This is a genomic window from Bradyrhizobium sp. NBAIM01, from assembly GCF_020194115.1.
In the GTDB taxonomy this organism is placed as follows: Bacteria; Pseudomonadota; Alphaproteobacteria; order Rhizobiales; family Xanthobacteraceae; genus Bradyrhizobium; species Bradyrhizobium yuanmingense.
On sequence record NZ_JADYVU010000017.1, the window covers coordinates 56643 to 70812 of the forward strand.

A 14170-nucleotide genomic window follows, 5' to 3' on the forward strand; every position below is an offset into this window, starting at 1 on the left:
CCAAACAGCACTAGACTCGCGTGCGCCGGGCGCGCTGATGAGTCATCGCGTCTTGTGGATTGTCCTCTCGCTAGTAGAGCCCTTCAGAGGACCGGCATTCGCATTGTCCGAACAGGCGGTTGGGTTTCAGCCAGCGGGTGCTGCATGACGCGGCCCGACGTAGCCGCCCTCCACAGCTCCTGGCCCACACGCTCAGCCTCACACTTAGCCGACGAGGGAGCGGCTGGCCTTGAGGACTTTACGCCGCCTGGAAGTGCAATTGTGGAACGGCCGCAACCAGCTTCCTCGTATAGGGTTGCCGAGGCCGTAAAAATACGTCGTCTGCTCCGCCAGCTTCGACGGCCACTCCATGATGCATGACAAGAACACGGTCGCTGAGGTGGTGCACGACGCCGAGATCATGCGAAATGAATAAATAGCTGACGCGTAAGTGAGACTTGAGATCGCCAAGCAGATCGAGAATTTGCGCCTGGATGGACACATCAAGTGCCGCGACCGGCTCGTCACACACGATGACCCTGGGGCGCGGAGCAATCGCGCGGGCGATCGCAACCCGCTGACGTTGGCCGCCCGACACTTCGAGTGGGCGTCTGGTCCTGAAGCTTGGTAACAGCCCCACAAGATCGAGCAGCTCGCTGACATCGGATCGCCGACTGGCTCCGTCGAGCGGAGAGTCTCCGCTGCGTCGTGACAAGGCATCATCAATGATGCGCTCGATGGTCCAGCGCGGATCGAATGAACTTAGTGGGTCCTGGTAGATTGCGGTGATATCCGATCGCCGGTGGCGGCGCTCTTTCTCAGTCGCTGCAGTCCACGGCGCTCCCTCGAGCGTCACCTCGCCTTCATCAGGCATTTCGAGTGCGAGCGCCATGCGTGCCACGGTCGTTTTCCCAGACCCTGACTCGCCGACGATACCAAGCGTCTCTCCATGGCCGAGGCTAAACGAGACATCATTGACGACGGTACGCAGCTTGCCATCCGGTCCGCGAAAGCGCTTGACGAGCCGTTCCGCCTCAAGCAGCGGCCTACTACGCGGTGTGATATCCGATTGGGTCAGCGCTCTGGTCACTTCACGCCCAGCCGAGATGAAGCGCGGCGCCGTCGAGGGCGAAAGACGGCTCCCGCGTGACCGGACGGATGGGATCGCCCTGAGGAGGCCCCGCGTGTAATCATGTCTCGGATCGCCAAAAATCTGTTCTGTCGAGCCATGCTCGACGATTTCGCCATGGCGCATCACGATAACTTCGTGTGCCATTTGAGATACCACAGCAAGATTGTGGCTGATGAGGATCATGGCCTGCCCGCGCTCGCGGGTTTCGCTCAGCAGATCCAGGATTTGCGCCTGGATCGTAACGTCCAGCGCCGTCGTGGGCTCATCTGCGATCAAGAGAGCTGGATCGAGTGCGATCGCCGTCGCAACCAAGGCTCTTTGCCGCTGCCCGCCTGAAAGCTCATGTGGAAGCTGCCGCGCCTTGACCGCCGGCTCGGGCACGCCCACGAGCTTGAGAAGCTCAACCACCCGTTCGGTCAAGTCTGCACGTGTCCTGATTGCAGAGTGAACACGCAGCGCTTCACCGATCTCCTTGCCAACCGGTCTCAGCGGATCGAGCGACACCAGCGCGTCCTGTAACACGAAACCGATGCGCTTGCCGCGCAAGGCTCTCCATTCCCTGTCACCGAGTCGATCGATATTCTTCCCCTGAAAAGTCAGGCGGTCAGCTCGGACATGAGAACGCGCCCCGGTCAGACCAACCAACGTCCGGGCCGTAACGCTTTTGCCTGATCCCGATTCACCGACGATCGCGACGCATTGGCCTTCCTCAACCGTGAAAGAGACCCCCTTGACCACAGCTCGCCGCGAATGCGCCGGCGCGAAGGAAACGTTGAGGTTTTGTACGGTGAGCAACGGGTCGCTAGCCAGTGGGGTTGTGGCATTTTGCCGGAAGGAGGCTGCGGGATAGGTCACGTTCATGGAAGCTCGATCCTTCCTTCCAAGCGTTGCTGCACGTACTGGCCGAGAACAGTCACTGAGAGCGCGAAGACAGCGATGGCAATACCGGGCATGACCTCAAGCCACCATGCAAAGATCACGTAGTTGCGCCCAGCATTGAGCAATGCGCCCCATTCTGATGACGGGGGTGCAACTCCCAAGCCGAGAAACGAAAGGCCGGATGCCCAAATGATGGCTTGCCCGATCCCGAGCGTGAACATTGTCGCAAGTGGGCTGATTGCGTTGGGAAGGATATGCTTGAACAGGATGTCCTTAGGCGAGTGGCCCAACGCCTTGGCGGCCTCAACATAACCGGTCGCTTTGACCCTCAGAACCTGCACCCGCACCATGCGTGCATATCCTGGCGATGTTCCAAGGCCGACGGCGATAATCAGCGTCGAGACCGAGGTGCCCAACAACGAAACGAAGAGAAGCGCAAGGAACAGTGTGGGGAGAGCGAACAAGGCGTCGAACAACCGGCTAAGCACATTGTCGATCCACCCCCCAGACAGGCCCGCCGTCACGCCGAGTATAAGCGCGATGGCGAGGCTCAGCGCAGTCGCACCCAGCCCAATGGAGAGAGACTGACCTGTCCCCGCCACGATGCGGGAATAGAGATCCCGCCCGGACTGGTCCGTTCCCAGCCAATGCGTCAATGAAGGGGCCTTGAGGGGTGACATCAAGCTCAGCGTCAAAGGATCATGCGTCTGAAGCAGTTTCGGCGCAATCGCTGCGATGAGGAAGAACGCGATGAAGAAAGCCGCGACATAGACCGCAACCGGAAACCTACGGGCGCCCGTCAGCACTCTTCCAATGATGAACGCTTTTGCATGTCCGGCGGAGCTTGTGGCGAAACTCATGCCTCTTTCATCCTGGGATCGATGAGCTGCACCGTGAGATCCACGATCAAGCTGGCAGCGACAAACAGCGCAGCTGAAACCAAAATCACCCCCGATACGACCGGGACATCGCGCGTGGACGTTGCTGCGACAAGGACGCCGCCCAGCCCCTGGCGGCCGAAGACCGCTTCGATCAATACCGCGCCGGACAGCAGCCTGCCTACAATCCAGCCCGAAAGGGTGATCCCGGGCAAGGCCGCATGGCGCAGAGCGTGACGCAGACGGACACTGAAATCGCCTGTGCCGCGCATTCTCGATGAGGTGATGAAAGGCTGATCAAGAACCCGCGTGAATTCACTCAAGACCGCTTGACCAAGGAAGCCGTAGATTTCCAAGGCCAAGGCCATCGTCGGCAGAACGAGTCCCATGAAGGTGTTGCCGCCCACCACAGGAAACAAGCGAAGCTGGATCGCGAAGACGACCAGGAGGATTGTCGCCAACCAATAGGGCGGAAGGGTTGCCAGCAAGACCTGAAAGCCCCCTAACGCCTTGGACCATATGTCGTTACGCCCGGCGAAACGAACCGTGGTTGTGATGGTGATGATCCAGGCCGTCAGCATGGCGGCGAAGGCGAGCGCAATCGTCGGTCCGATCTGGCGCACAATCAGGTCCGTGACAGGTTGATATTGAACGTAAGACTGCCCAAGGTCACCGTGCATCACATCCCATATATACTTTCCGTATTGCACGACGACGGGTTGATCGAAGCCATATTTGGCATTGATGGCGAGCAGTTGGCCCCGAGGAATCTCTCCCACGTTTCCGGTATTTGCATTGAAGATGATCTGTGCGCGTTCTCCGGGCATGAGAAACTGCACAAAGAAGGTGAATGTCGCCGCGGCCCAGACCACAATCAGGCCGGACAAGAGCCGCCGCACCAGCCAAAAGCTTCGATCGCCCATCGTCCTCACCGCATTCATCTCTTGCCGGTGAAATATGCGTCCGAGAAAACGGGCTCGCCCACCGACCCGCTGTCGAGCCAGATGTCCTTCAAATTATCGGCTACAGCGAGGGTGACGTCCAAAACCGTGTAACTCAGAGACGGCGCGTTCTCGACGATCCGCCGTTCCGCCTGCTGATAAAGGGCGGTGCGTTGCGCCCTGTCAGTGGCCTGTTCGGCCTTCTGGATGATGTCCCACAGGGACAGATCCTGATAGCGGGATGGGTTGAAGGGATTGCGTACACCATTCAGGTCAGGCTTGTACGAAATGCGATAGATCTCGGCGCCTGGCGCAACCCAGTACAGTGGAACGACCTCATAGTCATTTGGACCAAGATTCTTTCCTGCCCAGAAATCAGCCTGGTTGGTCGGCTGGAGCCGCACGTCGAAGCCTGCAGCCATCGCTTGCTGCTGGATGATCTGCAGGACCTGATCCCCGTCGGGGGGCGAAAAGGCGTTGGTGTAGGTGATGCGTATGATGAGCGCATTGCCGTTCTTGTTGCGAATGCCGTTTGCATCGCGCTCCGTCCACCCAGCTTCATCGAGCAGTTTGTTCGCCTTCTCGACGTCATAGGAATAGTACTTTGAGAGCTCGCCGACATATTCCGGAGAACTCTGGCTCAAAGCGAAATTGCCCTCATAGGGCAGCGAGCCAAGGAACGCCGCCTGCACGGCAGCACGCCGGTCGGAGGCATAGGCAAAAGCCTGTCGGACACGCGCGTCGTCGAACGGCGGTCTTTCGGAGAACAACGCAAGCCGAAGCGGCGTTCCACCCGTGAGATGACGCACGATCTTGAAGCGGGAATTGGCGGCCTGCCAGTTGACGGCCGGGATATGATAGACAACGTCGGATTCGCCGGTCAGAAGCGAGCCGTAGCGTATCGTGGGATCAGCGAGAAAACGCCACTCAATCCCTTCGACATAGGCTGGGCCTTGATGCTTAGCATTGGCCGGCGCCGAATTGTAGTTTGGGTTTCGACGAAATATGACGTTCTTGCCGCGATTCCATTTCTCCACGATGAATGGACCCGAACCAACCGGGGTTTCGCAGTTCACGGCCTTGCCACGCTTAAGCGCCGTCGGCGACAAGATACCTTGCGAGGACTGCGCAAAGACATTCAATAGCGGCTCGAAGGGCGTCTTTAGCGTGATCTTAAGCGTCAGCGGGCCAGTTGCCGCGGCGGATTCGAAGACGCCGCTGAGATAAGGACTGGCTGTGGGATTCTGCAGCTCCGGATTGTCGCTTAGCCATCCATTGATGTTATCGACGACCGCCTGGGCCTCCAGAGGCGTCCCGTCCGTGAATTTGACATCGGGCTTGATCTGGAAGGTGTAAGTTTTGCGGTTATCCGAAATGGTCCACGCGGTCGCAAGCCAAGGTAGGATCCTTCCGTCTTCAGCCCTGGCGACCAGATTGTCGCTGAATTGACGCTGAAGGTACCATTGCTGCACCCAACCGCCGTAAAGGCACGGCGGCTCCTGGAAGTGTCCGTACCGGATAATTCCGCCGGATCGCGGCTTGCCAGCCGAAGCGTCCTCCGCCTGCACTGGATCCGCTATTGAAAGGCTAGACATCGCGATCGCGATGATTGCGGTATGCGAAGTCAGGCGACGATTCAGAATTTTGAGAAGAAACGCCGAACGAACGGCAGCCGGCTTAGACATGACAAGCTCCGAATCTGAAGGGAGAAGAACTCAGGCGGCGGAGACCTGCTCGGTGCGCTCGCCTGGCAGAGGAATGCCAAGATGCTCGCGCAGCGTTTCGCCGCGATAATCCGAGCGGAACGAGCCGCGCCGCTGGAGAACGGGAACAACATGATCGACGAACGCAGGCGTGCCATCGGACAGAACATCCGGTATGACGTTGAACCCGTCGACTGCGCCAGCCCGGAACCACTCTTCGAAGGAAGAGGCAATCTGTTCCGGTGATCCAACCAGCACCCGGTGACCGTAAGCAGGCGCCTCTACGATGATCTGGCGGACTGTTTTGCCGGAGCGCACGAGAGCTTCCACAGTACGATACTGGCCGATGGAAAAAGCCGCGTCCGCATGCCGCGGTAGTAAGTTGGGGTCGATTGGTTCGTCGATCTTCAGGCTTTCGGCAGGAATACCGAAACGACCGGACAACGCATCAAGGGCAACGTCAAAGTTGATAAGCGCGTCAAGCTCTGCCTTGCGTTTGATTGCTTCCTCTTCGGTTCCGCCGACGAACGTGACGATACCCGGCAGGACAAGGGGTGCCCGTCGTCCATGTTGAGAAGCAAACGACCTGAGGCGATCGGCCACGCCCAAGGCGATTTCCAAATTGCCTGTCGATGAGAACACGGCATCGGCGCTTCGGGCCGCGAACTGAAGCCCTTGATCCGATCCGCCGGCCTGGAAAATAACCGGCTGTCCCTGTCTCGAGCCCGGATGCGTTAGAGGCCCGCTGATGTCGAAGAATTCGCCGGCATGTCTCGTTGTCTGCAGACTGCTCGGATCACCAAACCGCCCCGACGCCTGGTCCAGAATAAGGGCGCCTTCTCCCCAGCTCTGCCAAAGGGTTCGCACGGCCTCCACGAATTCTTCAGCGCGGCGATAACGGTCATCACGTGATTGCTCGTGGCCGCCAAAGCTCTTGGCCGTATAGACATTGGATGTCGTAACTGCATTCCAGGCCGCACGGCCACCACTGACAACGTCAAGCGACTGGAATCGGCGCGCGAGGTTATAAGGTTCGTTGTAGGTGGTGGATGCCGAGCCGATCAGGCCGATAAATTTTGTTTCTCGTGCAATGCTGGCAAGCGTGATCGTCGGCTCGATACCATTGAGCGGCGGATGGTTGTCGATTGCCGGATTGAGCGCTGGCGTGTCGGCGAGGAAAACCGCGTCGAGCTTTCCACGCTCGGCCAGCTTTGCGGCTCGTACGTAATGCTCGATATCGTAGAATGCCCCGGGAGGATTTCCGGGCCACCGCCACGCGGCTGCATGCCCCCCAGCGCCATGCAGGTTCAGGCCAAGGTGAAGCTCACGTTCAAACGCTGACGTCATCACGCGGCACATGCGGCTCGTGTGGAGGTGCACCGGAAGGTCAAAAATGTCATCGCCCTCTTCTCAATTTTCGGTAGCCATGAACGCGTCACGGCACTCCAACATTGTTGAGTAGTCGATCAGCGTCAACCAGGAAGGGAAAATAAGAATGCCTGTTTCAATTCGTGCCGCGGGATAATTGATTCCTGTTAGGAATGCCACACAGCGCGGAACGAATAAACTGCATGGTTGAGAAGCCCCATCTATCTGGGTTTTCGTGGCACCCGCGGGAGCGTGAGCATAGCAACGCGAAGGGCACGCGGGTCCGAGTGAAGCGACGATACCGGTTCGATAGCGGCACCCGGAACTGGGCAGTGAGAGCGACACGGCCATCCTTCACGACGGCTAGCCCCTTTCCCAAGTGCCCCCGGCGAGGAGCGCGCTCCCTGAGGCACCGGAGCTGCGATTAACAATCGCCCCCTTACTCAACTTGGGTAACGCTATGCGAGCGAAGAAGGCTTACCCGACCGTCAGCTTTCCCTATTTGCGCGTAAAGATGAGGTCTGCAGGCGTTTGATGACAATCTCGGGCATAGGGCCCGATCGTAAGCCTGTCTTTCAAGGCGACGATTGACAACCCTGGTTCAAGGACTCAACGGCTGTGGCGGCGCACTTGAGACTAACGCCTCGGCTGACGGCAGGCCGAAACGGAACTCCCTACCAGCCACCCACATACGGTGCATGATCGTCGGGATCGGAATCGAGCCGTCTCTGGACCTCCTCGACCACATGCTCATGCTCCCGGCGCGTGATGCGGCGCTCCTTGGATGGCGTACATGGGCTCTTGATCGCGCAGCCTTGGCACGCGGCTGTCGACCAGTAACAGCGCAGCGTCATTCCATGCTCGATGTTGGTGTAGTGATAGGGCAGCAGCTGGCCGGATGGGCAGCGGTAGACGTCCTCATCGGGCAGGTAGGCGAAGTCCTGTTTGCCGAACCGGCCCTCCGCCTTGGCGTTCGACGTCATGGGCTTGGGCAAGGTGACTGCAACGCCAGCCTCTGCGTAGGCCAGTATCTCCCCTCCATCGAAGTAGCCACGGTCGGCGACCGCCTCGAGTTTGTCCAGCTCGAGTACTTCTTCAGCTTGCTTCGACATCCGAGCAAGCTGCCCACGGTCGTTGCCGACGTTTATGACCTCGTAACGATCAGATGGTGTTCGGTGTCCACCGCGACCTGGACATTGTAGCCGACGACACCCGATCCGCGTCCGCTAGTGGCCATCGAACGGGCGTCCGGATCGGTGAGCGATATCTGTTGATCCGGCGTGTTGCGCATCTGCTCATCAAGCACCTCCAGACGGCTCATCTCCTGCTTCAGCCGAGCAGTCTTTTTCCTTGATCCTCATCGACTTGATGCTGATGGCTTCCGATTGCTCCTGCCGATCAGCGCTGTCGAGTTGATGCAGATATGGACCGACGCTTTGCTCGATGTGCGCCATCCGCCTCGCCATCTTGGCATGCGTGAAGTTGCGGTCGCGGTTGTTCACCGCCTTAAACTTGCTGCCGTCAATCGCGACGCTCGGGGTCTGCAACAGGCCCATTTGCCGGCATAGCGCACCGAACTTCGCACAAACCTTCCGAATCGCCGCGCCATTGTCCTTCCGGAAATCGGCTATCGTCTTGTGATCAGGAGCCAGGCGGCCGATCCGCCACTCACCTCGATATTGCGCCACGCCTGACCCGATTGAGATAGCCGTAGATGTAAAGCTTCAGAAGGACTGTCGGGTGATACGCCGGGCGGCCCGTGTCCCTGGCGATCACACGCTCAACCCCAAGTCCACGCAGGTCGAGCGGCTCGACGAACACATCGATCACATGGACCGCGTTGGCCTCGCTTACCCAATCCTCCAGACATTTCCGGCAAGAGCGTCAGCTGGGATCTGTCCGCGCCTTCAATGAAGCGTCCCATCCATATCCCCCTCGGAAACGGAAGAATCCTAGCCGAGTTGCGGCTTTTCACACAGCTAGGGTCAAACGCTGCCCTCGGCAGCCTGCACTACCTTGTCGGCTCACCTCCCGGAGGCAGATGCCGCCGCGCTCTGAGCGTAGGTCATCAACAGGCCACTTGCTGCCATTCAATCTGCAGCGATACTGTCGATCTTAGAACATATGCGGCCGGAGCCTCAATCATGAGACTGCCTTTCAAAACCGTGGACGTCTTCACGGGAACTCGTTTCCAGGGCAACCCCCTTGCTGTGGTGCTGGATGCCGGATCGCTGTCCGCCGCTCAGATGCAGTCCATTGCGCGCGAATTTAACTACTCTGAGACCGCGTTCGTGTGTCCGCCGCAGGATCTACATAACACCGCCGAGGTGCGGATATTCACGCCCACAATTGAAGTGCCGTTCGCCGGTCACCCAAATATCGGCACAGCCTTCGTATTGGGGTCATTTCCTGAATACGCGGACAGGGACGTACTTCACTTCGAAGAGCGCGCCGGACTTGTTGAGACTCGCATAGTTCGTGACCAGAAAGGCGTTGTCCGCACAGAGCTTACAGCTCCGCAAACCCTTTCCGTCTCATTGAAGTTCGAGGCTAACACAATCGCAGACTGCGTGGGGCTTGATGCGACAGATATTTGCGTCGAGCGCCATAGTCCAGTCATCGCATCTGTCGGGCTACCCTTTCTGATCGCGGAGGTACGGTCCCGCGCTGCATTGGCTAACGCCACCCCCAACGCGGTCGCATTTGCTCGGTGCGTTCCGAGCGACCGTGCTGACGCGATTTACATCTATACCCACGATGTCGCGCCGAAGGATGGGCAAGGCGTCAATCTATCCGCACGCATGTTCGCACCAGGGGACGGTCTGCCAGAAGACCCGGCAACTGGTAGCGCTACGGCGGCTGCGGTCGTTCTGGCCATCCTTGCAGGAGCAAAGTTTCCCCGCAACGGCACGGTACGTGTCGCGCAAGGCGTCGATATGGGACGACCGTGCTTGCTCGAGGTCGTGGTGGACATGCAAACGAGCGACGATCCTATCGTGCGGCTCGGCGGCCGCTGCGTCGACGTGATGGAAGGAACTATCAAACTCTAGCGAAAGACTTTCCATGTCGCGACTACGTGCCACAACCTCTTTCATCAGGAGAGTGACAGCCTAGGTGGCGTTAGCCGCGATCAAGGCCGAGATAACGCTGGCCCAGTTGGCTGAGCATTTGGAGGTGCAGACGAACCAGGTTACGCAGGGACCTCCACGAAACGAATTTGCAAGGTGTGGACGCTCAAGCCATAAATCCCACCTATCTTGAACGCCTTCAAATACAAGAAGCAGACACTAACTCGCTTAGAGGCTTGTTTACGGCCAATCACGCTTAACAGGGCACCCTAGACCACAAGGCCTTCCGCAACATCCGGCGAATGCAATAGACCTGCAACCTGCCCGGGTAGATCAGTTTTCACCCGGCATGTGATGATTGCGCAGTGGACCGTTGACCAAACTGCAATCCGAGGAGAAATGATGTCAACGGAAGCACGACACGCCAGCGGCTGAACCAGAGTACGGCGAGGCATAAGAGCAGAGAGATGAGCGCCGCCCACCATACAACCCCCTCCTTCGAAAAGCGCTTAACGGCTGCGGCCATAGTCAGCGCATACGCGAAAACAAACACCGTGCTTGGCCATTTGATCAACTCACCAATTTCGATTCCGCTGATTCCGATGAATAAATAGGTCGCACCGAATAGCACCTGAACTAATAAGAGCGCATTGAGTGGCGTCTTGCTTCTAGCGCTCAGTTTCCCTACAGATTTTGGCAGCGAACCATTTCGCGCCTGTGCGTAGAGCATGCGCGAGTACCCGGCGATATTGATGTGGAGAGCGGCAAAGGCGACAAGACACGCCAGTGTGGTTATCACTGCTAGGCCGGGCTTTCCAATCGTCCTTTCAACAAGCAGTGGAAATGCCATCACGCCGTCACCTTGCTGATATGCGCCTGTACCGATAGTCACGTACGCGAACGCGCCGTATATGATTGACACAACGACTGCGGCGATGAACATGCTCACGCGCACGTCGCGGCGTGGATTCTTAAATTCTTCAACCAGAGGCGCGATCATTTCCCAGCCCACGAAGGAAAAGAAAATGGGCACCATCGCCTCTCCCACCGCTTCCCAACCGCGCGGCGCAAACGGTGTTAGCGAATCGTGGTGTAGTAATGGCCAGGCGGCGATCACTGTCAAAACCATCAGCGCAACGACAACTCCAACGATGGCCATTTGCAAACGGCTCGCCGCGGCAAGACCGAGACCGTTCAAAAGCACCGAAAACGTGGTTGCGCCGACGGCTAGCCACAGGGGAGCATGACCGCTCCAACCGCCGAGGTGTGCAGCGTACTGCGTGCCTATTACCGCAACTATCGGAATGCCGATTGGGATAGCCCCCAGAAAGGTCCAACCCAGAGCCGTACCGCAGCGGGTCCCAAACGCACTTGAGACATAGTCGATAACGCCCCCGGCCGTTGGATTTCGTATCGCGAATTCGCTTAGCGTCCACACGATCGGAAACGAAAGCATGCCGACAAGCGCCCAGGAGACTAGGGCTGCTGGGCCCGCCTCTTGGGCGGTTACGGCCGGAAGGGCCAGTACACTGATCCCGACCACCGCGCTGACTGCTAAGATAGTCCCCTGGGCGCGGCCGATTGTACGCTCTAGCTGGGGTACTTTTTCCATCCCGGTCGCCTTGGCACCACGTTTCTCCAGATCAACACAAGCGAGGGAGCTCGGCACCCTCTAGTTCATCTAGAACCTTGATGGCGCCCATCGCATCTGCCAACCTTACTTGAGCTCCTCGAGGACTACTGAATATTTCTCCCACGATTGCCGCGTGTCGGCCGTATTTGTTTCTCCTCAGATGCTGACAAACTTCGCCGGCTCTAGCTGGCTCGACGAAAATTGCAAGGCACCCTTCATTGGCGAGATGTAGAGGGTTAACGCCTAGCATGTCAGTAGCCATCACGGTCTCATGCTGAAGGGGTAGGTCAGCTTCGTTTAGGCGAACCTCGAAACCACCGTGAAACGCATACTCGTGCATCACGGCTGCGAGCCCTCCCCGGGTTGCATCTCGGATTGAGCGCACCGTTCCAGCAGGGAACGCTTCCAACAACTCTGATACCATCCCACTTAGCGGCGCACAGTCGCTCAGAACGCGGTTCTCGAAGCCCAACCCCTCCCGCAAGGATAACAGGTGCACAGCGTGATTCCCGAGTCGGCCAGTCACGATTATTCGGTCACCTGCGCGCACTGAGGCCATACGCAGCGGCGCGCGTCGGAACACACCCAAGCCCGTTGTATTAAGGAACACGCCATCGGCCTCTCCGCGCCGGACCACCTTCGTATCACCGGCAACGATGCGCACGCCTGCCTCCCTCGCCGCATCGCGTACCGATGCGAATATCTTCTTCAGCTTTGCACGCGGGAATCCTTCTTCAACAATTGTCGCCAATGTGAGAGCTAGTGGAATGGCTCCGACAACGGCAAGATCATTGACCGTTCCGCACACAGCAATTCTGCCAATATCACCATTTCCAAAGATAACGGGATCGACCACAAACGAATCTGTCGTCATTGCGAGTTCTTGACCATCGACCGTCAAGAGTGCGCTATCCTCAAGTTCGCCGACATATGTTTCCTGGAGCGTGCCGATGATATCCCCGATCAACAATCGGCTCAGCTTCGCCCCCGTACCGTGATCAAGAACCACGACATCATCTGGATTCGGATTCAAGACGCATCCTTTCGTGCCGGGGCAAGTGTCAGCAGACAGAGTAGCTCAAAAAGCAAATGTGCCGCTACCAAGCTAGTCTGTTGGCCGACATCAAACGGCGGGCTCACTTCGACTACGTCGGCTCCCACGATCGTCAGTCCACGTAATTCGCGCAGCAGACGAAGGCAAAATTTCACGTCCAATCCTCCGATTTCCGGAGTGCCGGTGCCAGGACAGTATGTGGCATCGATGCCATCAATATCGAATGACACATATACCGGCAAATCGCCGACAACCTTCCGGATGTGCCTTGCCACAGCTTCCGCACCGATCGCTTCCGCTTCCTCGGAGAAGAACAGAGTGAGCCCCTGCTCACGAGCAAAATCGTATTCCTGAACGCCATAGGTTGTACCTCGAAGGCCTATCTGGAAAAACGCTGTGGGTGAGACGAGTCGCTCCTCAATGGCGCGCCTGAATACCGTGCCATGGTTGTAGCGCGAACCAAAGAATTCGTCTTCCGTGTCCGAATGTGCATCTAGATGCACTACGGCATAGGGGACCGAGTCAGATTTTCCACGTAGCACTGCAAGAGAAATTAGGTGGTCTCCGCCGATGGCGAGCACGCGCGAGCCGCGGCGCCTCCAGCGGCTCACCTCATTTTCAATGGCGCTCATCGAGGCGGTGAAATCAAGAGGATTCACGGCAACGTCGCCGCCATCGGCCACGAGGATCTGCGAAAATGGGGATATGCCATACGCTGGGTGAAATGGCCGCAGCATCGTCGAGGCGTCGCGTATAGCGCGCGGGCCAAAGCGGCTGCCCGGCCGAACCGTTGATCCGTTGTCGAACGGCACGCCAATAATCACAACATCAGGCGGAGCAGTTGCGCTGGCCTGTTCAAGCTTCATGAACGTGGGCAACCCTGCATACTTTGGCACTACATTGCCGGAAGGTGGGAGCGCGTGGGACATGAGCTAATTCTTCATGCAACCTTGATGACCTTACGTGTGAACGACTCCCCCCTATTCAATTGATCAATGATATCCTTCATTGGCTGAATGGTTGCGCAGTAGGAGCCGAGCCAAGCAATCGCCCGTTCAACATCTTCCTGACGCGTCGAAACAACTCCATCTGGAGGGACGATTACGTTGTAACCGCGAAAGAACGCGTCAGCAGCTGTCGTTTGCACGCAAATTTGCGCCTGCATACCAGTAAGGATCAATGTGCCGACACCATGCCGCCGCAGCTGATCGTCAAGATCTGTTTCGAAAAACCCGCTGTCGCGGGGCTTTGGGACCACAATATCGCTAGGATCGAGTACGTCTGCTAGAATATCAGCGCCAGGAGTGCCTTTCCGCGCGGGAAGGAATTCTCCAAACCATTCGACGTTTGGATCGGCAGGATCGCAGACAAGCTGAAGGTGGAAGACGTGAACGCCATATGACCTGACGCTGCGCAAGAACTGTACCATACACGGCAAGAACTCATGCACGGCACGCTCCCGCGCTTCATGTTTGCGAACGAGATCATACTGGAGGTCGTTTGTGAGCACAGCGACGTTTTGCATTTGACTGCTC

The 14170-nt window shown here is 58.0% G+C and carries 13 protein-coding genes; 1 reads left to right on the top strand and 12 read right to left on the bottom strand.

Annotation, left to right across the window (positions count from 1 at the left end):
- Positions 1-238: 238 nt before the first annotated feature.
- The 8 genes from I6F31_RS32180 to I6F31_RS32215 form a co-directional block, all read right to left on the bottom strand.
- A complete protein-coding gene (locus tag I6F31_RS32180; RefSeq protein WP_225186716.1) occupies positions 239-1972 on the bottom strand; it encodes an ABC transporter ATP-binding protein in 1734 nt (577 codons plus the stop codon).
- Entirely contained in the window at positions 1969-2850 is an 882-nt protein-coding gene (locus tag I6F31_RS32185) for an ABC transporter permease (RefSeq protein WP_225186717.1), read from the bottom strand. The genes I6F31_RS32180 and I6F31_RS32185 overlap by 4 nt, the downstream gene beginning before the upstream one ends.
- The gene (locus I6F31_RS32190) at positions 2847-3791 is read right to left on the bottom strand and encodes an ABC transporter permease (protein WP_225186718.1); all 945 of its coding nucleotides are present in this window, start codon (positions 3789-3791) and stop codon (positions 2847-2849) included. Before I6F31_RS32190 ends, I6F31_RS32185 begins: the two co-directional genes overlap by 4 nt.
- 14 nt (positions 3792-3805) lie before the next feature.
- Positions 3806-5494, bottom strand: a complete 1689-nt coding sequence (locus I6F31_RS32195; RefSeq protein ID WP_225186719.1) for an ABC transporter substrate-binding protein — start codon at positions 5492-5494, stop codon at positions 3806-3808.
- Between the two features lie 30 nt (positions 5495-5524).
- Entirely contained in the window at positions 5525-6859 is a 1335-nt protein-coding gene (locus tag I6F31_RS32200) for an NtaA/DmoA family FMN-dependent monooxygenase (RefSeq protein ID WP_225186720.1), read from the bottom strand.
- 695 nt (positions 6860-7554) lie between these two features.
- Positions 7555-7992, bottom strand: coding sequence for a transposase (locus I6F31_RS32205; protein WP_225186721.1), 438 nt, complete (start codon positions 7990-7992; stop codon positions 7555-7557).
- A gap of 32 nt (positions 7993-8024) precedes the next feature.
- Positions 8025-8201 carry a hypothetical protein gene (locus tag I6F31_RS32210; protein ID WP_225186722.1) on the bottom strand — a complete coding sequence of 59 codons (177 nt, stop codon included), beginning with the start codon at positions 8199-8201 and terminating at the stop codon, positions 8025-8027.
- Positions 8179-8568 carry a hypothetical protein gene (locus tag I6F31_RS32215; RefSeq protein WP_225186723.1) on the bottom strand — a complete coding sequence of 130 codons (390 nt, stop codon included), beginning with the start codon at positions 8566-8568 and terminating at the stop codon, positions 8179-8181. Before I6F31_RS32215 ends, I6F31_RS32210 begins: the two co-directional genes overlap by 23 nt.
- Positions 8569-9024: 456 nt before the next feature.
- On the opposite strand from I6F31_RS32215, the gene I6F31_RS32220 reads away from it, so the two are divergent.
- Positions 9025-9930 (top strand): PhzF family phenazine biosynthesis protein, encoded by a 906-nt coding sequence (locus tag I6F31_RS32220; protein ID WP_225186724.1) that lies wholly within the window; start codon positions 9025-9027, stop codon positions 9928-9930.
- 358 nt (positions 9931-10288) lie between these two features.
- Here the strand turns inward: I6F31_RS32220 and I6F31_RS32225 are convergent, their stop codons facing one another.
- The 4 genes from I6F31_RS32225 to I6F31_RS32240 all read right to left on the bottom strand — a co-directional run bounded on the left by I6F31_RS32225 (position 10289) and on the right by I6F31_RS32240 (position 14160).
- Positions 10289-11560 (bottom strand): amino acid permease, encoded by a 1272-nt coding sequence (locus I6F31_RS32225; protein WP_225186725.1) that lies wholly within the window; start codon positions 11558-11560, stop codon positions 10289-10291.
- A gap of 31 nt (positions 11561-11591) precedes the next feature.
- Positions 11592-12614, bottom strand: coding sequence for a hydrogenase expression/formation protein HypE (gene hypE, locus I6F31_RS32230; protein ID WP_225186726.1), 1023 nt, complete (start codon positions 12612-12614; stop codon positions 11592-11594).
- Complete coding sequence (gene speB / locus I6F31_RS32235; protein ID WP_225186727.1) at positions 12611-13501, bottom strand: agmatinase; 891 nt, start codon at positions 13499-13501, stop codon at positions 12611-12613. The genes hypE and speB overlap by 4 nt, the downstream gene beginning before the upstream one ends.
- Before the next feature lie 74 nt (positions 13502-13575).
- Positions 13576-14160 carry an isochorismatase family cysteine hydrolase gene (locus I6F31_RS32240; RefSeq protein WP_225186728.1) on the bottom strand — a complete coding sequence of 195 codons (585 nt, stop codon included), beginning with the start codon at positions 14158-14160 and terminating at the stop codon, positions 13576-13578.
- Positions 14161-14170 lie beyond the last annotated feature (10 nt).